The organism is Baekduia sp. Peel2402, from assembly GCF_052567285.1.
Genome location: NZ_CP199582.1, coordinates 826886 through 848203, shown reverse-complemented (window position 1 = coordinate 848203; position 21318 = coordinate 826886). Strand labels below are relative to the sequence as shown.

At 70.6% G+C, this 21318-nt stretch carries 25 protein-coding genes and 3 tRNA genes; 18 read left to right on the top strand and 10 right to left on the bottom strand.

Translation table 11 applies throughout. The features are described from left to right. Positions 1-17 precede the first annotated feature (17 nt). A complete protein-coding gene (locus ACT01A_RS04175; RefSeq protein ID WP_445150985.1) occupies positions 18-1067 on the top strand; it encodes a L,D-transpeptidase family protein in 1050 nt (349 codons plus the stop codon). Here ACT01A_RS04175 and ACT01A_RS04170 read toward each other — a convergent pair. After that, positions 1064-1354, bottom strand: coding sequence for a hypothetical protein (locus tag ACT01A_RS04170; protein ID WP_445150984.1), 291 nt, complete (start codon positions 1352-1354; stop codon positions 1064-1066). The two genes, ACT01A_RS04175 and ACT01A_RS04170, sit on opposite strands and share 4 nt — an antisense overlap. Here ACT01A_RS04170 and ACT01A_RS04165 point away from each other — a divergent pair. The 6 genes from ACT01A_RS04165 (at position 1338) to ACT01A_RS04140 (ending at position 6841) form a co-directional block, all read left to right on the top strand. Beyond that, positions 1338-2270, top strand: a complete 933-nt coding sequence (locus ACT01A_RS04165) for a tyrosine recombinase XerC (RefSeq protein WP_445150983.1) — start codon at positions 1338-1340, stop codon at positions 2268-2270. The genes ACT01A_RS04170 and ACT01A_RS04165 overlap by 17 nt on opposite strands. Further along, positions 2267-3064, top strand: a complete 798-nt coding sequence (whiG, locus tag ACT01A_RS04160; RefSeq protein WP_445150982.1) for an RNA polymerase sigma factor WhiG — start codon at positions 2267-2269, stop codon at positions 3062-3064. The genes ACT01A_RS04165 and whiG overlap by 4 nt, the downstream gene beginning before the upstream one ends. A 176-nt stretch (positions 3065-3240) precedes the next feature. Next, a complete protein-coding gene (gene fusA / locus ACT01A_RS04155) occupies positions 3241-5316 on the top strand; it encodes an elongation factor G (RefSeq protein ID WP_445150981.1) in 2076 nt (691 codons plus the stop codon). Positions 5317-5376: 60 nt separating this feature from the next. Next, a complete protein-coding gene (locus ACT01A_RS04150) occupies positions 5377-6183 on the top strand; it encodes a hypothetical protein (protein ID WP_445150980.1) in 807 nt (268 codons plus the stop codon). A 26-nt stretch (positions 6184-6209) separates the two neighbouring features. Further along, positions 6210-6425 (top strand): hypothetical protein, encoded by a 216-nt coding sequence (locus tag ACT01A_RS04145; RefSeq protein WP_445150979.1) that lies wholly within the window; start codon positions 6210-6212, stop codon positions 6423-6425. Positions 6426-6427: 2 nt separating this feature from the next. Next, complete coding sequence (locus ACT01A_RS04140; RefSeq protein ID WP_445150978.1) at positions 6428-6841, top strand: reverse transcriptase-like protein; 414 nt, start codon at positions 6428-6430, stop codon at positions 6839-6841. Between the two features lie 3 nt (positions 6842-6844). Here ACT01A_RS04140 and ACT01A_RS04135 read toward each other — a convergent pair whose 3' ends face one another. The 3 genes from ACT01A_RS04135 to ACT01A_RS04125 are packed head-to-tail and all read right to left on the bottom strand — an operon-like array spanning position 6845 to position 8819. After that, positions 6845-7303, bottom strand: coding sequence for a cupin domain-containing protein (locus ACT01A_RS04135; protein WP_445150977.1), 459 nt, complete (start codon positions 7301-7303; stop codon positions 6845-6847). 6 nt (positions 7304-7309) lie between these two features. Then, a complete protein-coding gene (locus ACT01A_RS04130) occupies positions 7310-8170 on the bottom strand; it encodes a deoxycytidylate deaminase (RefSeq protein WP_445150976.1) in 861 nt (286 codons plus the stop codon). A 58-nt stretch (positions 8171-8228) separates the two neighbouring features. Further along, positions 8229-8819 carry an adenylyltransferase/cytidyltransferase family protein gene (locus tag ACT01A_RS04125; RefSeq protein WP_445150975.1) on the bottom strand — a complete coding sequence of 197 codons (591 nt, stop codon included), beginning with the start codon at positions 8817-8819 and terminating at the stop codon, positions 8229-8231. An 82-nt stretch (positions 8820-8901) separates the two neighbouring features. Between ACT01A_RS04125 and thyA the strand changes: the two genes are divergently transcribed. From thyA to ACT01A_RS04090, 7 genes are read left to right on the top strand one after another with little or no spacing between them, the layout of a single operon-like run. Further along, entirely contained in the window at positions 8902-9813 is a 912-nt protein-coding gene (thyA, locus tag ACT01A_RS04120; RefSeq protein WP_445150974.1) for a thymidylate synthase, read from the top strand. After that, positions 9810-10286 (top strand): dihydrofolate reductase, encoded by a 477-nt coding sequence (locus ACT01A_RS04115; protein ID WP_445150973.1) that lies wholly within the window; start codon positions 9810-9812, stop codon positions 10284-10286. The genes thyA and ACT01A_RS04115 overlap by 4 nt, the downstream gene beginning before the upstream one ends. Beyond that, a complete protein-coding gene (locus ACT01A_RS04110) occupies positions 10273-10716 on the top strand; it encodes an HIT family protein (protein WP_445150972.1) in 444 nt (147 codons plus the stop codon). Before ACT01A_RS04115 ends, ACT01A_RS04110 begins: the two co-directional genes overlap by 14 nt. Further along, positions 10713-11330, top strand: a complete 618-nt coding sequence (locus tag ACT01A_RS04105; protein ID WP_445150971.1) for an HD domain-containing protein — start codon at positions 10713-10715, stop codon at positions 11328-11330. The genes ACT01A_RS04110 and ACT01A_RS04105 overlap by 4 nt, the downstream gene beginning before the upstream one ends. A 41-nt stretch (positions 11331-11371) precedes the next feature. Continuing rightward, complete coding sequence (locus tag ACT01A_RS04100) at positions 11372-12391, top strand: lysylphosphatidylglycerol synthase domain-containing protein (RefSeq protein WP_445150970.1); 1020 nt, start codon at positions 11372-11374, stop codon at positions 12389-12391. Between the two features lie 9 nt (positions 12392-12400). Next, the gene (locus ACT01A_RS04095; protein WP_445150969.1) at positions 12401-13264 is read left to right on the top strand and encodes a phytanoyl-CoA dioxygenase family protein; all 864 of its coding nucleotides are present in this window, start codon (positions 12401-12403) and stop codon (positions 13262-13264) included. A 34-nt stretch (positions 13265-13298) separates the two neighbouring features. Then, entirely contained in the window at positions 13299-13865 is a 567-nt protein-coding gene (locus tag ACT01A_RS04090) for a dihydrofolate reductase family protein (RefSeq protein WP_445150968.1), read from the top strand. 45 nt (positions 13866-13910) lie between these two features. Here ACT01A_RS04090 and ACT01A_RS04085 read toward each other — a convergent pair. The 5 genes from ACT01A_RS04085 to ACT01A_RS04065 form a co-directional block, all read right to left on the bottom strand. Beyond that, positions 13911-13984, bottom strand: a tRNA-Gly gene (locus tag ACT01A_RS04085). Positions 13985-14027: 43 nt separating this feature from the next. Beyond that, entirely contained in the window at positions 14028-15677 is a 1650-nt protein-coding gene (locus ACT01A_RS04080) for a hypothetical protein (RefSeq protein WP_445150967.1), read from the bottom strand. 42 nt (positions 15678-15719) lie between these two features. Further along, a complete protein-coding gene (locus ACT01A_RS04075) occupies positions 15720-16142 on the bottom strand; it encodes a hypothetical protein (protein ID WP_445150966.1) in 423 nt (140 codons plus the stop codon). 42 nt (positions 16143-16184) lie between these two features. Beyond that, positions 16185-17873 (bottom strand): thrombospondin type 3 repeat-containing protein, encoded by a 1689-nt coding sequence (locus ACT01A_RS04070; protein ID WP_445150965.1) that lies wholly within the window; start codon positions 17871-17873, stop codon positions 16185-16187. A 79-nt stretch (positions 17874-17952) separates the two neighbouring features. Beyond that, positions 17953-18023, bottom strand: a tRNA-Cys gene (locus ACT01A_RS04065). Positions 18024-18100: 77 nt separating this feature from the next. Between ACT01A_RS04065 and ACT01A_RS04060 the strand changes: the two genes are divergently transcribed. The 3 genes from ACT01A_RS04060 to ACT01A_RS04050 all read left to right on the top strand — a co-directional run bounded on the left by ACT01A_RS04060 (position 18101) and on the right by ACT01A_RS04050 (position 19613). Further along, positions 18101-18559, top strand: coding sequence for a cupin domain-containing protein (locus ACT01A_RS04060; RefSeq protein ID WP_445150964.1), 459 nt, complete (start codon positions 18101-18103; stop codon positions 18557-18559). A gap of 18 nt (positions 18560-18577) precedes the next feature. Then, positions 18578-18650, top strand: a tRNA-Val gene (locus tag ACT01A_RS04055). Between the two features lie 156 nt (positions 18651-18806). Further along, complete coding sequence (locus ACT01A_RS04050) at positions 18807-19613, top strand: hypothetical protein (protein WP_445150963.1); 807 nt, start codon at positions 18807-18809, stop codon at positions 19611-19613. Positions 19614-19722: 109 nt separating this feature from the next. Here ACT01A_RS04050 and ACT01A_RS04045 read toward each other — a convergent pair whose 3' ends face one another. Beyond that, a complete protein-coding gene (locus ACT01A_RS04045) occupies positions 19723-20178 on the bottom strand; it encodes a GNAT family N-acetyltransferase (protein ID WP_445150962.1) in 456 nt (151 codons plus the stop codon). A 141-nt stretch (positions 20179-20319) separates the two neighbouring features. On the opposite strand from ACT01A_RS04045, the gene ACT01A_RS04040 reads away from it, so the two are divergent. Further along, positions 20320-21306, top strand: a complete 987-nt coding sequence (locus ACT01A_RS04040) for an outer membrane protein assembly factor BamB family protein (RefSeq protein ID WP_445150961.1) — start codon at positions 20320-20322, stop codon at positions 21304-21306. Positions 21307-21318: the final 12 nt, after the last annotated feature.

Genomic DNA, 21318 nt, shown 5'->3' with positions numbered 1-21318 from the left:
CCTCCTCGCACTCAGTGTTGCTCACCCGTCCTTTCATCGCCGGCGCCGTCATCGTCGCCACCATTGCCGCGCTCGCCATCGGCACGTACGTCTACGACCACGGTCGTCAGGAAACGATCGCCAAGGGCGTGACGATCGGCGGGGTGGACGTCGGGGGGCTCAAGCGCGCGGCGGCCGAGGCCAAGCTGCGCGCCGAGATCCTCGATCCGCTCAACCAGGCGGTCGTCGTGGACCACGGCAACAAGCGCTGGACGCTGAGCGCGCGCGAGGCGAAGGTCGCGACCAACCTCACCGCCACCGTCGACGAGGCGCTGCTGCGCAGCCGCGAGGGCAACATGGTGCAGCGGGCCTGGCGCGGCGTCACCGGCGAGTCGATCGACGCCAAGCTCGAGCCGAAGGTCACGTTCTCCGACGCCGCGATCATCCGGATGCTGGACCGCGTGCGCCGCTCGATCGACCGGCCCGCGATGAACGCGACGGTCAAGTACACGCTTCAGGGCCCGAAGACGACGCCGTCGCACGACGGCCTCGCGGTCGACGCGACCTCGTTGCACAGGAAGATCAAGACCGCGCTCGTCGCACCCGACGCCAAGCGGCGCTTCAGCGCGGCGACCAGGCACGTTCAGCCGAAGGTCACCGAGGCCGCGATCGAGCAGCAGGCCGCGACCATGCTCGTCGTCGACCGCGAGCACTTCGAGCTGCGCCTCTACAAGAACCTCAAGCTGGCCAAGACCTACAGCGTGGCGATCGGCGCGGTCGGCCGCGACACGCCCGAGGGGCTCTACCACATCCAGAACAAGGCGGTTAACCCCGCCTGGACCAAGCCCTACAGCGACTGGGTCCCGAAGGATGAGCAGGGCACGGTCGTCCCGGGCGGCACGGCGGCGAACCCGCTGAAGGCCCGCTGGCTGGGGATCTTCAACGGCGCGGGGATCCACGGCGTCGACCCGTCCGAGTACGGCTCGATCGGCCACGCCGCCTCCCACGGCTGCGTGCGCATGCGGATCGCCGACGTCGAAGAGCTCTACCCGCGGGTCCCGGTCGGCGCGCCGATCCTCATCGCCTAGCCGGCGGTGAGGTCCACGTCGCGAATAGCGTCGATTGGGACTTCTTCCCAGCCGTCCTCCAGCAGGGAGGCCTGGCGGTCCGAGTGGCGAAGAACGAGCGTGCCGATGAAGATCCCGTGCGTTCTCTTGCGCAGCACCGCGTACCACATGGTCGTTCCGTCGATGTCCCCGCGGACTCGATGCCAGGGCCGCGGCGGGTCGTCGCTGGGCGGCGAGATGCCCGCCTCGATCAGCTGCGCGTGCGTGGCGACCTGACCGGAGTTGGTGTCGATGAAGAAGAGTCCCACGCCCACGGAGGATAGGCCCGCGCTGAGCGAAGCGTGGACCGATGCCCTGCGCCTCTTCGAGGCCGACCTCGTCCGCCGCGGCGCCGCCGAGCGCACCCGCCGCGCCTATGGCTTTGACTGCTCGCAGTTCGCGCTCTGGTGCACGACCCAGGGTTGCGAGCCGACCGACGTCACCACGCGCGTCCTGCGCCGCTACGCCCAAGCGCTCGGCGAGCGTGACGTCGTCCCGGCGACCGTCGCCCGCAAGCTCGCCGCGCTACGCGCTCTCTACCGGACCTTGCGCGAGCACGGCGTCATGCCTGCCAACCCCGCCGACCTGGTCCCGGCGCCAAAGAAGCCATCCAAGCTGCCGCGCGTCCTAAAGGCCGACGAGGTCGCCGAGCTGCTGGATCGCATCCCGCAGACCACGCCGCTGGACGTCCGCGACCGCGCGCTGTTCGAGCTGGCCTACGCGTGCGGCCTGCGCGCCGAAGAGCTCGTCAACCTCAACACGCCCTCGTTGGACTTCGACGCCGAGGAGGTCCGCGTCGAGGGCAAGGGCGGCAAGACCCGGATCGTCCCCGTGGGCGAGGCCGCCGTCCGCGCCCTGACGAGGTATGTGGAACGCGCGCGTCCCGCGTTGCAGACTGATCGCGCCGAGCCCGCGCTGTTTCTGTCCAAGTCCGGCAAGCGGTTGTCCACAAGCGACGTCCGGCGGCGTTTGCGCGTCTGGTCCAAGCGTGCCGCGCTGCAAGGCGGCGCGCACCCACATGCGCTGCGTCACTCGTTCGCGACCCACCTTTTGGACGGCGGCGCCGACCTCCGCGCGATCCAGGAGATGCTCGGCCACAGCAGCATCTCCACGACGCAGATCTATACCCGTGTAGAGTCCGCGAGGCTCAAGTCAGCGTATGCGCGGGCGCATCCGAGGGCATGAGCAAGTCGGGGACACGGATGGAGACAAACGTCAAGGCGATTGAGCTACGGGACCTCTGGCGCCGCTACAAGGCGACGGGGGATGTCCATGCGCGCGAACGGCTGGTCGTCGCGTACTCGCCGCTGGTCAAGTACGTCGCTGGCCGCATGGCCTCGGGCCTGCCGGCACACGTCGAAGAGGCCGACCTCATCTCCTACGGGCTGGTCGGCCTGATCAGCGCGATCGAGCGCTTCGACCTCGAGCGCGAGATCAAGTTCGAGACCTACGCGATCACCCGCATCAAGGGCGCGATCATCGACGAGCTGCGCTCCCTGGACTGGGTGCCGCGCTCCGTCCGCGCCAAGGCCCGCGAGATCGAGAAGGCCAACACCAAGCTCGAGCACCAGCTGCAGCGCGCGCCGACCGACGAGGAGATGTCGCGCGAGCTCGGTGTGACGACCGACGAGTTCCAGGAGTCGTTGCTCCAGATCTCCAACTCCTCGGTTGCGGCGCTGGACGAGCTGTGGACGGTCGGCGACTCGAGCGGAGACGCCGTGTCGCTGCTGGACACGCTGACCGACGAGAACGCGCCGGACCCGGCCGCGGTGATGGACCAGACGGACCTCAAGGACCGTGTGGCCGACGCGATCGCGCGACTGCCCGAGCGCGAGAAGCTCGTGGTCGCGTTGTACTACTACGAGAACTTGACGCTGCGTGAGATCGGCGAGGTCCTGGGCGTCACCGAGTCGCGCATCTCGCAGCTGCATACGAAGGCCGTGCTGCGGCTGCGTGCGCGGCTGATCGAGACCGAGTAGCACGGCGCACCGAACGTCCGCGCCGCGGGTCGGCTCTGACGCCGGGCATGTCTGCCGCTTGCGGCCTTGTGCCGTTTGCCGCTAGGGTCGCCGCACCGAACATCAGGCCGCGGGCGCCTGAGTCAAACGGGTCCCGGGCGCATTTGGAGGCGGCCTCCGAGGAAAGGAGCCTGGGCATGCACAAGGCTGCGGATCGCATCCGCAATGTGGCCCTTGTCGGCCACCGCGGATGCGGCAAGACGTCGCTGTTTGAAGCGCTGCTCTTCCAGGCACAGGCGACGAACCGCCTAGGCAGCGTCGCGGATTGCACCTCGCTCTCAGACAGCGAGCCGGACGAGCAGGCGCGCGGGATGTCGATCGGCGCCGCGCTGAACTCGTTCGAATGGCAGGACCGGCGGATCAACCTGCTCGACACGCCCGGCGAGCCGAGCTTCGTGGCCGACGCGCTCGGCGCCCTGCGCGTCTGCGAGTCGGCCGTCTTCGTCATCAACGCGATGATGGGCGTGGAGGTCTCGACGATCCGGCTGTGGGATCGGGCGTCCGAGCTCGACCTCGCGCGCATGGTGTACGTGAACATGTTGGACCGCGAGCGCGCGGACTTCTTCCGGTCGCTCGACGGCCTCAAGGCCGCGTTCGGGCCGCACGTCGTCGCCGTCGAGATCCCGATCGGCGCCGAGCACGAGGTCTCCGGTGTCGTCGACCTGGTCGACATGAAGGCCTACGCCTACGACGGCGCCGGCCGCGACAACTGCCAAGAGATCCCGATCCCGGACGACCTCCGCGCGACCGCCGAGGAATACCGCGAGAAGTTGATGGACGAGGTCGCCGAGGTCTCGGACACGCTCATGGAGCGCTACCTCGAAGGCGGCGAGATCTCCCACGACGAGATCGTCGCCGCGCTCAAGGACGGCACCAACCACGGCGGGATCTTCCCCGTCGTCTGCGGCGTCGCGACGCGCAACCTCGGCACCAACCGCCTGCTCGACGCGATCGTGGAGGACCTGCCGTCGCCGGTCAAGCACGGCCTCATGGAGGTCACCGACCACGTCGCGCTGGAGCCGGTCGAGGACAAGGAGCTGTTCGCCTACGTCTTCAAGACGCGCGCCGACCCGTTCGCGGGCCGCATCAACCTGTTCCGCGTCTACCAGGGCGTGATGGCCCACGACAGCCACGTGCTCAACACCCGCTCCCACAGCAAGGAGCGCATCGGCCAGTTGATCCGCTTCTCCGGCAAGGAGTCCGAGACCGTCGACGAGTTCGGCCCCGGCGACATCGGCGCGGTGGCCAAGTTGAAGGAGACGCGCGCCGGCGACTGGCTGGCGGCGGTCGACGAGCCGATCGCGATGCCGGCGATCAGGCTCCCGGCGCCGGTGATGGCGTTCGCGATCGAGGCGAAGGCCAAGGGCGACGAGGAGAAGGTCTTCACCGCGCTGCGGCGCCTCCAGGAGGAGGACCCGACGATCGACCTGCACCGCGACCGGCAGACCGGTGAGGAGATCGTCGCGGGCCTGTCGCAGATGCACGTCGAGGTGGTCGTCGACCGGCTGAAGTCGCGCTTCGGCGTCGAGGTCACGCTCAAGCCGCCGCGGGTGCCATACCAGGAGTCGATTCGTCGGCCGGCCAAGGCGCACGGCCGCCACAAGAAGCAGACCGGCGGCCGCGGCCAGTTCGGCGATTGCCACATCACGATCGAGCCGCATCCCGAAGGCGAGTTCGAGTTCGTGGACGCGATCAAGGGCGGCGTGATCCCGCAGGGCTTCATCCCGGCGGTGCAGAAGGGCGTCCTGGACGCGATGGCCCACGGCCCGATCGCCGGCTACCCGCTCAAGGGCGTCCGCGTGACGGTCTTCGACGGGTCCTACCACTCGGTCGACTCGTCCGAGCAGGCGTTCAAGACCGCGGGCGCGATCGCGATGCGCCAAGCGATGGAGGCTGCGGGCGCGGTCCTGCTGGAGCCGATCATGATGGTGACGCTCTCGGTGCCTGAGGACTCGGTCGGCGATGTGATCGGCGACCTCAACTCGCGGCGCGGGCGGCCGCAGGGGATGGAGCCCAGCGCGACCGGCATGACGGAGGTCAAGGCCGAGGTCCCGATGGCGGAGATGCTCACCTACGCGCCCGACCTGCGCGCGATCACCGGCGGGCAGGGCGACTACACGATGGAGTTCGTGCGCTACGAGGAGGTGCCGGGGCACCTGGCCAGCAAGGTGGTCGCGGCGGCGGCCAAGGAGGAGGAGGCGGCACACGCCTAAACGCATGCGCCGTTGCGGGAGGCCGGTGCCAAGAGGCACTTCGCTACCGTGGGCGGCGACTTGACCCGCAAGTCGATCACCACAAACCCCGTCGTCGTCACATGCGACGTCTGCGGCCGCACGCTGCTGCGCGGCGAGCATCACGACGTGTTCATCGCGGGCGGCCAGCGTCGCAGCGTGTGTGAACTGTGCACCGGACGCGCCGTGCACGAGGGCTGGATCCGCGAAGGCCTGGACGACGTCGTGGCCCGCGGCCGCGACGGACGCAACCGCCGGGGCTCGCTGCTCTCGCGCCTGCGCAGCCGCCGCGAGCCCCGCGTCGGCGAGCGCGAGCTGGCGCCCGACGAGCTGCCGTACTCGCGCCCGCGCGCGCACGTCGAGCGCGTGGAGGCCGACAACGCCTACCCGCGCGACGACGAGCCGCCGTTCTACGACGACGCGCCGGCGCCAGCGCCCCTGCCCGCCGCGGCCGCGCCGGAGCCCGAGGTCGCCGAGCCGCTGGACCACACGCTCTACACGCAGCGCGACGTCCACGGCGTGCCGACCAACGCGGAGCTGAAGGTCGGTCGCGCGATGGAGCTCTTCAACGGGTCGCCGCAGGTCCGCACCGTCGCCGGCGTCGCACGCTCGTTGGGCGCGCCGATCGTCAGCGCGCGGCCGTCGAAGACCGAGGGCAGCGTCGTGACGATCGTCGTCGCGTGGGAGCTGTCCTGGTACCGCTTTGAAGTGGATTTGGGCAACGAGGCGGCGGGCGTGCGCGTCGCCGCGCAGGGCTCGGAGCTGTCCGAGCTGGACACGATCGACCAGACGCCGAACGCGGCGGCCGACGACAGCGGTCGTTTGCACCCTGCAGCCTCGCTGGCTTAGGGTTCGCCGCCGGGGGGTATCGAGCGATGATCTACTGCGTCGTCCCACAAGAGCTGGCACCGGAGTTGTACGACCAGCTGACGTCGTATTACTCCGAAGATCCCAACGTCGAGGTCATCATCGACCGCCGCAAGTCTGAGCGGCGCGATCGCGGATCCGACAACGGCGAGCACCGCCGCGAGCTGCGCGACCGCCGTCGCGCACGCGTCCCCGGCGAGTTCCCGCAGCTCGACCCGGAGTGACCGTGGCGCTGGACGTCGTCGTCCACGTCGACGGCGGAGCCCGCGGCAATCCCGGCCCGGCGGCCGCTGCGGCGGTGCTCAGCGACGCGTCGAGCGGCGCGGTGCTGGACGAGGCCTCGGCCTACCTCGGCGAGACCACCAACAACGTGGCGGAGTACCGCGGGCTCCTGCTCGGCCTCGAACGAGCGCGCGCGCTGGGCGCCACCCGCGTCGAGGTCATCAACGACTCCGAGCTCGTCGCCAAGCAGGTCAACGGCGAGTACAAGGTCAAGCACCCTGACATGAAGGCCTTGCACGCCCAGGCCGCCGAGGCACTGGCTGCCTTCGAGTCCTGGTCGATCCGCTCCGTGCCCCGCGCGCAGAACGCGGACGCCGACGCGCTGGTCAACCAGGCGCTGGACGCCGCGGCGCTTTAGCCCTTAGACCGGCAGGAGCTCGATCGCCGGCAGCGCCAGCGCGTTGAGGCCCAGCGCCAGGCGCCGCACCCGTCCTGCCGCGCGCCGGACCAGCGGCCGCCGCGCCGGGGCGCGGTGGACGGCGAACTTGCGCACGTACTCCGGCACGTGCCAGATCGAGTGGCTGCCGAGCGGGAAGTGGCCGACGTCGCCCGCGCGCAGCACGTGCTGGGTGCCGTCGTCGTCGGTGACGTGGACCTCGCCGTCGAGGATGTGGACGACCTCGTCGACGCCGAAGTACCAGTGGAAGCGCCCCGCCGTGCAGTCCCAGACGTAGGTCGTGACCGCGCCGCAGTCCGACGCGGTCAGCTGCGTGCTGCGCGCGATCGGCTCGCCCTCGAGGACGTGCTCGGGCGTGATGGGGGAAAGGTCGAGGTCGACGCGCCGCGCGTCGCCCGTCCGGATGGCGCCTGCTCGCTCCATGGTCGGTTAGTCGGCTGGATGCTCCAGATCCTTGACCGTAACGGCGACGATCTCGACGTCGGCCGCCTCCAGCACGTCGCGCCCGTCGAGCACCGCGTAGCCGCGGCGGTAGTAGAGGCGCGAGAAGCCGGCGTTGGCGATCAGCTTGGCGCACGGGGGACAGGGGAAGTCGGTGACGTAGATCGTCGCCCCGTCGGTCGCGCGGCCCTCGCGGGCGGCGCGGGCGATCAGCCCGGCCTCGGCGTGGGTGGCGGTCGACAGCTCCAGCTCGACGCCCTGCGTGAAGTTCGAGCGCGGGTCGCCTGCCACGTAGGGCGCCTGCGGATGCGGGTGGTGGACGTTGGCCGCGGCGGCGGTGGTGCCGTCGGCGAAGCGGATCGCGGCGCCGACCTGGCGCCACCAGTCAAGTGACCCGTCGGCCGCGTCCTCCGCGAGCGCCGCCAGCTCGGCATCCTCGGCGTCCGTGGTCACGCGCTCGGGCCCCGGGTCGAGCATCTGCACGGTCTTGGTCTTGTCCCAGCGCAGGAAGACCGGGTCGTAGCGGACCGCGGCGCGGGGGAACCAGCGCTCGACGACCGCGTAGCTGACGTCCTCGGCCGGGAGGATCAGCGACAGGCTGTCCTCTGCCGCGAGCTGCTCGGCGCTGGTCGCGTCGAGCACGGCGACGCTCGTCGCGATCCCCAGCGACGCCAGCGCGCCCGCGGCGTCCTGCGCGTCGAGCGCCCGCACGTCCTTGGCCAGCGGCCGGTAGTCGGCGTGCAGCTCCGGCCCGATCACGAAGACGCGCCGGTCGCGCGCGTGGCGCTCCAGGAAGCGCCGGTACCCCTCGTGCAGGACCGGGACGTAGGCGAGGACGACCTCGCTCATCGAGCCATCTACCGGCCGCGCCGCCGGCACGGCCGAGCCGCAGACGGAGAGCGGTCCGTCATCGTCCGCGCCGCAGCGTCTCGTCGATCAGCCCCGGCAGGACCTCGGCGAGCTTGGGCCCGAGCTTGTCCCCGAGGTTCATGTACATCTGGCGGATCCGCTCCGAGGTCGTCACCGACGACTGGCGCTCCAGCACGACGACCTCGCCGACGACCTCCTCCAGCGCCGTGAGCTGCTCGGGCGTGTAGGAGTGATCGGCGGTGAGCACGAGGACCTCGGGCTCGACGGCGCGGATCAGTCCCCACTGTGGGTCCTCCTCGCGCTTGAGGTAGATCAGGTCGACCGGGCGCTGGTGGGCCAAGAGCTCCAGGCGCTCGTTCTCGGGGACCATCGGGCGGTCGTCGCCCTTGCGGCGGCGGATCTTCGCGTCGCTGTCCACGCCCACCACCAGGATCCCGCCGAGCTCTTTCGCGCGCGCGAGGTACTTGACGTGACCGAGGTGGATGAGGTCGAAGGACCCCGAGGTCAGCACGATGCGGTAGCCGAGCCCCCGCAGGTGGGAGACGACGCGGGTCATCTCCTCGAGGGACGGGACCAGGCGGTCGGCGAAGTTGACGTCCGAGCTCAGGACGCCGCTGGTGGCGGCCATGCGCGGAAGGATAGATGGGGTTCCGGCGGATCGTTCGGGGCCATCCGGATTCCGTCCGACGCGCTCCTAGCATGTCCCTCGTATGCCGACCTACCTGCCCTTCGACGAGCGCCGTCCCAGCAGCCAGTACCAGGACATGCTGCGCACGATCCGCGAGACGGGCGTGCAGGTCGAGACCAAGCAGGGCGAGACCGCGCTGGCGGTCGCCGGCCACCAGATGCGCTTCTCGATGGCCCATGGCGCGCCGATCATCACCGAGCGCTCGATCGGCGGGTTCGTGAGCAAGGCCATCGGCGAGCTGTGCGCGTTCATCAACGGCGCGCGCACGCTGGACGAGTTCCGGGCGTTCGGCTGCGACTGGTGGGACGCGTGGGCGACGCCGGCTAAGACGTCGTCACGCGGGCTGGCAGACGGCGACCTCGGGCCGGGCTCCTACGGGCACGCGTTCCGGAACTTCACCACCAACCTGGACGACCCCGACGACCCCGGCTTCGACCAGCTCCCGCACCTGATCCAGAAGCTGAAGGACCTGCCGCTGGACCGGACCGCGGTGATGTCGCCGTGGATCCCGAACGCCAACCACCGCGAGGCCGGCGTCAAGTCGCGCAACACGATCGCGCCCTGCCACGGGTGGATCCACGCGCTGGTGTTCAACGACAAGCTGCACCTGATCCACAACCAGCGCTCGGGCGACACGCCGATCGGCGTGCCGTCCAACATGGCGCAGTACACGGCGCTCGGCCTGATGATCGAGCAGCTCACGGGCTACGAGTTCGTGGAGTACGTGCACTGGATCCAGTACGCCCACATCTACTCCAACCAGGTGGAGTTCGTGGACGAGCTGATTGAGCGCGACCCGCTGCCGCTGCCGACGCTGGAGCTGACCGAGGCCGGCAAGCGCGTCACCGACATCCACGACTTCCGCGCCGACCACTTCGCGCTGAGCGACTACCACCCGCACCCGGCGATGCGCGGCATCCCGGTCCTGACGTGATCTCGCTGGTCGTCGCCTGGGCGGGGAGCGCACGCGTGATCGGGCGCGACGGCGGGCTGCCGTGGCACCTTCCGAGCGACATGAAGCACTTCCGCGAGCTGACGACGGGCGGGACGGTGATCATGGGTCGCAACACCTATGAGTCGATCCCGGAGAAGTTCCGGCCGCTGCCCGACCGGCGCAACATCGTGCTCTCGTCGTCGTCCTCGTTTGACGGGGCCGAGGCCTACACGTCGCTGGAGTCCGCGCTGGCGGCTGCGGGCACCGACGCGTTCGTGATCGGCGGCGGGCAGACCTACGCCGAGACGCTGCCGCTCGCCGACCGCGTGTACGCGACCGAGATCGTCGAGGACGTCGACGGCGACACGTTCTTCCCGGCGCTCGACCCCGCGCAGTGGGCCGTGTCCTCGTCGTCGCAGACCATCGCCGAGAACGGCCACGAGTTCACCATCAAGGTGTATGACCGGCGCTGAGACCCTGTACTACCTCGACGCGGCGCGCACCGAGGACCAACGTGCGTACATGTCGTCCTTGGAGGAGCGCGGGATCTGCATCTTCTGCGAGGAGCACGTCGCCGAGCACCAGGAGCACCCGGTCGAGCACCGCGGCGAGTTCTGGTACATCACGCGCAACGCCTATCCCTACGCGGGGACGGTCGCGCACTACCTGATCGTGCCGCGGACGCACGTGGCGTCGTTCGACGAGCTGCCAGACGCGGCGGGGGCCGAGCTGTGGTCCTTGCAGCGGCTGCTGAAGGACCGCCACGCGCCGCTGGCCACCGCGACCGTCATGCGCTCGGGCGACATGAGGTACAACGGCGGCTCGGTCGCGCACCTGCACGCGCACTTCGTGATCCTGGACGACGCCCCGTCGGCCACCGTCAAGTTCAAGGTGAGCGCATGAGCTCTGAGGTCTCCCGCGACGTCGAGCTGCTGCACGAGGTCGGCTCGCTGCGCCGGGTCGCGCGCACGTGGGTGCAGTTCACCGGCGCGGGGATGGCCAACGTCGCCGAGCACACGCTGCGGGTCGCGTGGATCGCGATGGCGATCGCGCGGCGCGAGGGCGCCGACGGCGCGCGCTGCGCGCAGCTCGCGTTGGTGCACGACCTGGCCGAGACGCGCACGGGCGATGTGCATTACCTCTCGCGGATGTACGTCGAGCGGCGCGAAGACGACGCGTTAGGTGACGCCGTCGCCGGCACGTCGCTGGAGGAAGACGTCCGCGCGCTGTGGGACGAGTACCACGCCCAAGCGTCGCTCGAGGCCCGGATCGTCAAGGACGCCGACAACCTCGACTGCGACCTCGAGCTGACCGAGACGCCCGACACCGCGCTGGTCACGTCGCTGCGCCCGACCCGCGAGCGCGTCCGCGACAAGCTTCACACCGACACCGCCCGCGCGCTCTTCGACGCGATTTACGCCGACGACCCGCACGCCTGGCACACGACCGCGCCCAACCGGATGGTGGCCGGCGATTGGCGCGGCGGGGAGGACGCCGGAGCCCCAGCCGGGGGATAGCTGTAGGGACCTGAGGCGCGGGCGCGCGTAGCCTCGGTTCCATGGCCGTTCAGTCCGACGAGCTGCGCCTGCCCGTGGGGCCGCCGCTGCCCGCGCCCGTTCTTCCCGCCGTCGCGCCCGCCGCGCCGGCTTCCGCGGTGCGCCGCACCTGGGCCGCCACGCGCCGCGGCCTGGAGCGCCATCGCAAGCTCGTCGCCGTCGTGGGCTCGCTGGTTGCGGCGGGCCTGTTGGCTTACGTGATTGCCGGCCACCGCGACGACTTCGCGACCGCGTTGTCACGCGCGTCGATTGGAGTTCTGGCGCTCGCCGCGGTCCTGCAGATCGTCGCGCTGCTGTCGCGCACCGAGGCGTGGCACCGGACGATCGAGGCCGCGGGCGGCACGGTCGCGCGACGGCCGCTGTATCGGGCGTCGAGCATGGGCTACGTCGGCAGCCTGCTCAACGCGCAGCTCGGGACCGTCGCGCGGATCGCGGCGCTGCGCCGGTCCAGCCCCGCCGACGCGCCGCCGGTCCCGACGCTGCTGGCCGCCGAGCTGCCGATCCTGGCGATCGAGGCCGGCCTGGCCGCGGCGACGTCCGTGACGCTGATCGGCCCGCTCGGACTGCCGTGGTGGTGCCCGATCATCTTCGTCGCGGTGATCGGCGCGCTCACCTTCGGCCTGCGTCGGATGTCGGTCCGCGCGACGCGGCCGCTCTGGCAGGGCCTGCGGGTTCTCCACACGCTGCGCGACGGCCGGACGCTCTTCCTATTGGTGTTGATCGCCGTCTTCGCGCAGATCGCCCGCAACTGGCTGCTCCTGCACGCGGTCGGCGTCGACGCTTCGATCTTCGACTCGATCGCGGTCTTGATAGCGATGGTCGCGATCGGCCAGCTGCCGGTCGGCCCGAGCGTCGGCGCGGGCGCGACCGTCCTGATCCTCGGCAGCGGTGGGGTCGCCGCGGCGGCCGCCGCCGGCGTGCTCGCGACCGCGACCGGGTTGGTCGGCGGTCTGGCGTTCGCCGTCTGGGCGGCCGGCGACCGGCTCTGGGCGCACCGGCGCGGGCTCGCGCCCTCCGGTTAGAGTCGCGTCATGAGCACGTCGCCCGCGCCCTCCGCCGCTCTGCCGACCGCCGAGGACGCCGCGGCCTTTGCGCGCGACGGCGTCGTCGTCCTGCGCGGGCTGCTGACCGGCGACGAGGTCGACACGCTCGTGCGCGGGGTGGACAAGAACCTCGCCGACCTCAGCCCGCTGGGCATGAACGCGACCGAGCCCGGCAAGCCCGGCGCGTTCGTCGAAGACTTCCGCAACTGGCAGCAGATCGAGGAGTACGAGCAGGTCATCCGAGGGTCGGCATTGGGCGCGGCGGCCGGGTTGTTGATGGGGTCGCAGGAGGTCCGTCTGTTCCACGACCACCTGCTGGTCAAGGAGCCGGGGACGCTCGACCGCTCGCCGTGGCACCAGGACCAGCCCTACTACCCGATCGACGGCGCGCAGACGATCTCGTTCTGGATCCCGCTGGACCCAGTCGCGCGGCCTTCGACGCTGGAGTTCGTCACCGGCACGCACGCCGGCCCGTGGTTCATGCCGCGCTCGTTCGTCAAGAAGACCGCGATGGTCTTCGACGAAGGCGCGCTGGAGGAAGTCCCGGACGTCGACGCCGACCGCGCCGCGTTCCCGATCAAGGGCTGGGCCTTGCAGCCCGGCGACGCCGTGGCCTTCAACATGCTGACCCTGCACGCCGCCGCCGGCTCCCCGGCACGCCGCCGGGCGTTCAGCGTTCGCTTCACCGGCGACGACGCCACCTGGGCACCGCGCCCACACCGCACCTCGCCGCCGTTCCCGGACGTCGAGTTGGAGGCCGGCGCGCCACTCGACCACCCGCTCTTCCCGGTCGTCTGGTCGCACGCCTTCTCCAGCGGCTCGGGCCGCTTCAACACACCGCCCGCCTCATAGGCGGCCACGCTGCGGGACCACGTAAGGTCCGCCCATGTTGCTCTGCTCGATGGGCGTCTCGGCCGATGGCTTCATCAACGACCGCCAAGGATCGTTTGCCTGGTCACCACCCAGCGATGAGCTGTTCGGCTTCCACCTCGAGCAAGTAGGTCAGCTCGGCGGGTACCTCCTCGGCCGTCGCCTCTACGAGATGATGCTCGTCTGGGAGACGGATCCGTCCATGCGCGCCGACGAAGCGCGGTCGGCCTTCGCCGACGTCTGGTGCGCGCTTCCGAAGGTCGTCTTCAGCCGCACGCTCGACCGCGTTGAGGGCAGCAACACCCGGCTCGCTGAGGGCTCGGTCGCCGAGGAGATCGCCGCGGCGCTCGCTGGGACCGACAAGGACGTCTCGATCGGCGGTGCCCAACTGGTCGGGGAGGCCATCGAGCTCGGCCTTCTCGACGAGCTGCGCATGTTCCGCTACCCCGTCCTGGTCGGAGGCGGCACGCCGCTGCTGCCGCCGGTCACCACGGACGTCCCGCTCGAGCTGGCCGAAGTCAGGACCTTCGAGTCGCGCGTGATCTACGAGCGCTATCGCCGCGTCCGCGCTTCGACGGCCTGACCCAGAGACGCAGAAAGCCCCGCCGGAGCGGGGCCTTCTGAACGAAGCGGATGAAGGGACTCGAACCCTCGACCTTCTGCATGGCAAGCAGACGCTCTAGCCAACTGAGCTACATCCGCGTGGTCACGGCAGTCTAGCGAAGGTCGGCGGCGTGGTGTCGACTCAGCGCCGGGTTGGCTTAAGCGTGATCTGGAGCTTCTGGCGGGCGGTGTTCCCGGCCGCGTCGGAGGCCTCGACGACCACGAAGAGCTGGCCGCCGTGCTTGCGCTTGAGCGCGGCGCGGAGGTCCTTCAGCGCGTAGTTGCCGAGCTTCAGCGTGATCTTCTGGGTGCCGGTGCGCGGCGTCTTGGTCTGGAAAGGCGGCAGGGGTGCAACGCGCTGGCGGGACTTGCTGCCCTGAGGCTGGGTGCGCAGGTTCGACGTGACGAAGAGCTTGCAGGCCTCGGAGCACTTGGCCTTCAAGACCACCGACTTGGTCTTTGAGGACACCTTCAACCGCTTGGAGAAGCCGACGAGCGTCAGCTTCGGGCGCGTCGTGTCCAGGCCGGCGGGCGCGGGGCCGAGCTCGCCCGGCTTGGCGGCGCGGGTGGTTGCGCTGCGTGTGGCAGCGACCACCGTTCCAGCGGCGGTCTTCCAGGCGGCGAGCGTGCGGTCGCCGGTGCTGGCGATCGAAACGGGCGTCACGCCGTCGCGGGAGCCGTAACCGACGGTCGTGTCGGCGCCGCCGGCGTCGACCGCGTGGACGGCGCCGGTGGTCGGGTCGGCCCAGAGCGCGGTCACCGTGCCGTTGGGCGCGGCGGTCACGGCGGTGTCCACCGTGATGGGGCTGCTGTACGCCGGGCCGGCCTGGACGGGCGCGCTGAACGAGGCGCCCGGCGCGCCCTGCAACGCGGCCCAGACGGAGCCGCTGCCCGCGTAGGACACGGCGGCGCCGCCGCCCGGTGCCGGAACGAGGTCGACGTCATAGGCGGGGCCGGAGCCGAGCGGCTGGGCCTCGCCGAACGCTGCGCCCGCACCCGCCGGGCGCAGCGCGTACAGCGCCCCGCCCGCGTTGCCCCACACCGCGACGAGCGTGCCGTCGGCGTCGAACGCCACGCGCGGCGAGTAGTCGTCTCCCTCACTGGCGCTGCGGCTCATCGCGACACCGGCCTCGAACGCGCTCGCGCCCGCTGGCCTGACCGCCACCCGCGCGCGGTACTTGCCGCCGAGCTGCCGGTAGGCGATCGCCACGGCCCCGCCGCCGCCCGTCGCGACGTCGATCGAGTCGACCGCCGCGCCGCTCTGCAGCGCGACCGGCTCGCCGAAGGCCGTCGTCCCCGCGGGCATCGTCGCCACCTGCAAGCTGTAGGAGTTGGCGCTCTCCTTGGTGCGGTACGCGACGACGATCGCACCGTCGCTCGTCACGCCCACGTCGATCGAGTTGACGCCTGTGCCCGGCAGCGCCGCGTCGGCGCGGACGCTCCCGTTCGGCGCCAGCACCGTCACGTGACCGGTCCCGCCGGCCGCCCAGCCGATCGCGACCGTCCCGTCGGCGCCGAGCGCGCTGGTCAGGCCCAGCGCCGAGGCGCCGGACGCGATCGGCACGGGGGAGCCGAAGACGCCCGCGGCGGTGCCGGTCGCCAGCAGCGCATCGCTGCCGCTCCCGGCCAAGACCAATGACTTGCCGGTCGCGGGCGAGACGAGCGCGTTGGGGGCCGAGCCGGCGGGGATGACGTCGACGGGCGCCGACCACGAGGCGGCACCGGCCGTGGCGGGAACCGCGGCCGCCGCAGCAGCAGCGACGGCGAGGGAGGCGAGAACGGAAGGCTTCAAGAACATGGCATCCCTTGCAACGCGCCCGTGGCCCCGAAGGTTTCACCCGCTCCAGGCGGCTTCGTGCTCGGGGTGGTCGTCGATGTAGGCCTGACGCCCGTCGAAGGCTTGGATGTCGTCCTCGAAGGAGGGCACCTTCTCCTTGGCGCGGCCACCGTCGTCCCAGCCGATTCGCAGCCACGTGCCCGCCAGCAAGAGCATCGCGCAGGGCACGCCGACCAGGAACGTGGTGATCGAGAAGCCGCCGACGTCGGCGACCACCGCCACCGCGCAGACCACCAGCGGCAGGACGACCGTCCACACGCGCGCGACGATCAGCCCGAACCCGAGGTGGACGATCGCCATCGCGGCCAGCGCGGGCAGCCACGGCTCGTCCGGAATCGCGAGCAAGAGCGCGACCAGGACGCCCCCGACCGTGACGGCGTAGGCCGCGACGATCGACAGGATCTTCAGGACGCGCTGCACGCCCTGAAGTATCGCGAGCGGGGCGGACGATCGGTCGTCCGCTCAGCCGACGCGGACCGCGACCGTTGCGCTGCCCGCCTGCGCGCCGGTGGCGCTGAGCGACGCCTTCAGCGTGGCGCTCGCCGGCTTCTTCAGCCGCTTGAGCTTGGCCAGGGTCTTGGCGGAGGGCTTGAGCGTCAGGGTGAGGGAGCGCTTGCAGGTCCCGGTCGCCTTGGCGAGTGTCGAGCCTCCGCGGGCCAGGACGAGCGTGGCGCGCGCGGTCGCCGAGCACGTCACCTTCACCTTCACGCCGCGCTTGAGCGCCGCGTAGGTCAGGCGCGCGTTGCGCTTGACGGCGCCGAGGGTCGCGACGAGCTGCGGTGCGGCCGGGGCGGGGGTGACGGTCGTTGTCCCGGGGGCTGGCGCCGGCGTTGGCGGCGGCCCGCTCGGCGGCAGTGGCGTCGAGCCTGAGCCGTCGCCACCACCGCCGACCGGGCAGCCGTCGATCCGACCGGGACCCGCCGCGTTCGGGCACGCGTCCGCGGTGCCGAAGACGCCGTCGCCATCCGGATCCGGCTCGACCGCCGGCAGGCACCCATTGGCCAGCGTCCCGGCCACGGCCGGGCAGGCGTCCGCGCTGTCGGCCACGCCATCGCCGTCGGCGTCCGGCCCTGGCAGCGTCCGGAACGACTGCGCGCCGGTCACCGCGCTCCCGCCTTGGGGCGTGAACTTCCAGGTGATGGTCATTGGGACGCCCCACTCGCCCGGCGGATCCCACGCGAACGGCGCGTAGCCGCCGTTGGGCCCGCGCGCGTCGGCGGCGGGGTTGAGCTGGATCAGCGATTGGCCGGCGCCGACCGTCCCGTTGAACGCCGCCGCCGGGTTGGAGGAGTCGATCACCAAGGCATTGGTGTCGGTCCGGCGGATCTCGAACGACACCGCCCCGGCCTTGCCCGCGACGTAGAAGTTGGCGAAGAACTCGGTGCGGTTGCGCAGGTCGCTGGGCGTGGTGGGCGCGTCGGCCTTCCAGAACGAGATCGCCGACGGGGTGCGGGCGAAGTACACGAACGGCTGGTCGCCGGCCTGCCCCGCGAAGACGTTGGCCCACACCTCGCTGAGGCCCGGGTTGGCGTACACGCCGGTCGCGTCGGTCAACCACGAGAACTTGTCCGGGCCGCCCATGCCGTTGAGCGTGGTGTTGGTCGTGACCGGGACGAAGATCTCCAACATGCCCCCGGACGCCAACGGCCGGTAGCCGATGTTGTAGGCCCCGGCGTGGTAGGCCGACGGTGACGGCGAGGACGGGCAGATCGGCCCGGAGGAGCCAAACGCGCTCCAGGTCTGGCCCGTGACCTCTTGGAAGGCGTTGGTGTTGGCGCCGCGCGGGAGGTAGAAGCAGCGGATCGGGCGGCCGCCGTCGATCGCGGTGCCCTTGGGCAGGATCAAGTCGGTGGAGATGCCCGACGAGCCGACCCCGCACGGGTTCCCGGGCACTGACACCAGCAGCGACGTCCAGTACTGGTCGCCGACCTTCACCACGCCACCGGTTCCGCCGTAGGAGCCGATCGCGCTGACCATGATCTCCGAGGTGGGCGAGCCCAGGACGCTGCAGTTGGACCCGGGCTGCTGGATCAGCGAGCCCGAGAACCACTTCGACCCAGCCCCGCCGACGGCGGTCTCGGGGACGACGGCGTGAGCGGCGGGCGCGGCGGCCAGCAGCGCGAGGACGACAACGGCGAGGAGACGGCGCATGCGGCGCCTACGGTGACCGGTGAGGTGATCCACCGCATCCGTGGAACCTCGTATTGACGCGCGATGAACCGGTCGCGAGAGGCGCCCACCGGAATCGAACCGGTGTAAACGGCTTTGCAGGCCGCTGCGTAGCCACTCCGCCAGGGCGCCGGGGTGCAATCGGGAAGGGTAGACGACACGAGCGGCGTTGCGTCCGGTCGAGCCGTGCCCGATCGTCTCGTCTCGTGATGCCGAACATCTACGAGCCCGAGTACGACGTCGACCGCGACGAGCCGCCTTACGTCTGGCGCCGCGCGCGCCTTGGGCGGGCCGCGGGGTCAGAACGCCTCGGCTCCTCGCTCTTCCGCGTGCCGCCAGGAGGGACGACCTTCCCGCTGCACGCGCACCTGCACAACGAGGAGCTGCTCGTTGTGGTCGAGGGCACGCCGACGCTGCGGACGCTGGACGGCGAGCGCGTCCTGGCTCGCGGTGAGGTCGTCGCGTTCCTTGCGGGCCGCGCCGGCGCGCACGAGCTGCGCAACGAGAGCGACGCGGACATCGTCGTCCTGCTCGTCAGCACCATGCTCGCACCCGAGATCAACCTCTTCCCGGACACCGGCGAGCTCTGGATCCGCGACTACATCCCGGGCACCGACGCACCACCCAACGCCGTCGACATCCACGCACCACTCCCCGACGCCGGTTGATACTCTTCTCGATCCCAGGGGCGATTAGCTCAGCTGGGAGAGCGCCTGCTCGACAAGCAGGAGGTCACTGGTTCGAGCCCAGTATCGCCCATGACGAAAGCCCCGCTTCTGGCGGGGTTTTCGCGTTGGGGCGACCTGCTGCAAAGCGGCGCTGGTCGCCGTCAGCCAATCCGGCGCATTCGTCTGCCGTGGTGGCCGCAGGCCCATGGGCGGTGGCGACGTCCAGATGGCACGCCAAGATCCAGCGATGCACATCTTCGCTACCGACTGGACGGCGATCGCCGCGATCGCACAATCGGTCGCGGCGGTGGGCGCGGTCTTGGTCTTCGGTGTCGCAGTGCTTCAACGGTCGGACGCCCGGGATTCCGCTGAAGCTGCGCTGCGTGCCGCCGTCGCCGCGGAACGGTCGGTCGACGTGCAGAGCGCAAGCCAGATGGAGCAGTTCCGCCTCATGACGTTCCCGCCCGTCGGCTGTGAGTTCTCGCGCGACGGGACAACAGCCTATGTGCGCGTCTCCAACCCCGGTGACTATCCCGCCATCGATGTCGACCTGTCACTCCTTCAGATCCTCTGGGCGGACGATCAGGAGCTCGAGGAGTACTCGGCGCAGCACGTCGATGACGAGCACCAAGAAGAGGCGCAGGCCGTTGGGGAGACCGACGATGGCGCATACGGGGTGTTCGACCACATCGTCTACTCATCCGTGCCGCCGCGCCGAAGCGTCAAGGCACATCTCGGGTTCGCAACCGAGCCCGACAGCATGGTCGTCCTGCTCCAATATCGGGACATCCAAGGCCGCAACTACCAAGCGCTCATCCACGCATACTGGACGAGCTCTGCCGGTCGCTACACGTCGTACGTCGTTCATGAAGGGAACCGCGTCACAGAGGCCCCACGGCTGGAGATGTTCGGAGGTACTGCCCCTGATCGAGCAGATGCCTCAGAGGACATGCGCCGCGAGCTCTTAGATTTCTGGGAGCACGCTTTTCCCATGGGCTGGCTCAAAGGGCCGATGCCGGAGATCGAAGACCGGGGGACGTGGTCCGACATCTAGAGCCACCTCTCGACGACTTGGTGGTTCCATCACGGAAAGCTCGCTCCGGGATGTGCCTCGCGTTCTCGCGTTGTCAGCGCGGCTCCCCCTGGGTCTCGGCTGTGGTCGGTCAGTGGGCGAGCGGTAGGCGGAGGAGCTCCTGGTCGCCGTTCAGCTCGCCGGTGCGGACGAAGCCGTCGCGCTCGTAGAACGGGATCGGGCTACCGGCGCCGGGGTGGGCGGAGGTGGTGAGCGCCTCGGCGGTCGAGTGGGTGCGGAAGTGGTCGACGATGACGTCGAGGGCCGCGGTGCCGTGGCCGCGATGTTGGTGGTGTTGGTCGATGAGGAGCTTCCAGAGGAAGTGGGGGATGTACTCCGGACTGCCCACGTCGTCGGCGATCATCGCGAAGCCGACGGGCACCGCCTCGGCGTGAATGACCCAGCAGATCGGGCGCGCATCAGGATGCTCGGCGGCTTCGCGCAGGGACTCGGCCACGGTGGAGACGAAGCGCTCCTGACTGGGAGCGACGCGCAGCGCCTTGGCGGAGGCGCGGTTGGCGTCGGTCAGCGGTTCGAGCGTGACCATGAAGCGCGCAGCGTAGAACGCGGGCGCGGCGCGGGGTCCGGCGCAGGACACGCAGCGGAAGGTTCGGCGCGTGAGGGCCTCAGGCGGTGAAGACCACGTCACACGAAGCCCGTCGTCCGAAGCCGCCCCGGGAGGGTCACCATGAGGATCAGGTTCGTCGTTGCACTGTTCGCGGCCATCGCGCTGGCGGTCGCCGCCGTCACGGGAGCGTCTGCGGACAAGCGCAAGGGGCATGGGGGCGAGCGGCACGGAGGCGACAGGCACGGCGGTGCGCCGCGCGCGAGTCTCGCGGACCGGCTCGACCTGCCGGCCGGCTGGCAGCCGGAAGGCATCGCGGCAGCGCGCGGCCGCGACCTCTACGTCGGCTCGATCCCGACCGGCGCGGTCCTCAAGCTCGACCCGCGCAGCGGCAAGACGACGCCGGTGGTCGCAGGCCAGCAAGGCCGCGCCGCGATCGGCCTGAAGTACGACAACAAGCGCGACCGCCTCGTCGTCGCCGGCGGCCCGACCGGCAAGGCCTTCATCTACGACGCGCGCAGCGGCACCGACGTCGCGCAGCTTCAGCTCGCGCAACCCGGAGCCGAGACGTTCGTCAACGACATCGCTCTGACCCGCTCCACCGCCTACTTCACCGACTCGCGCCGCAGCGCGATCTACGCGGTCGACCTGCGCTCGGGCGAGGCACGGACGATCGAGGTGCCCAACGTCCCGCTCGAGGACGGCAACAACCTCAACGGCATCGTGGCGGCGCCCGACGACACGCTGCTCGCCGTCCAGTCCAACGCCGGCCGGCTGTGGAAGATCGACCCCAAGAACGGCGACGCGCAGCAGGTCGACCTCGGCGGCACCGCGCTGACCAACGGCGACGGTCTTCTCCTGGGCGACGGCGCCGGCCATGGCGACGGCCGCACCCTCTACGTCGTCCAGAACCGCCTCAACCAGATCGCGGTCGTCCGCCTCGCCGAAGATCTCGCCAGCGGCGCCGTGGTGACCACCATCAAGTCCACCGGCTTCGACGTCCCGAGCACGATCGCGGCTCTCCGCGGCGAGCTCTACGCGGTCAACGCGCGCTTCGGCACGACCGACCCGGCCCCGGCGCCGTACTGGGTGACGCTGGTCCGCCGCTGACCCACACGATTA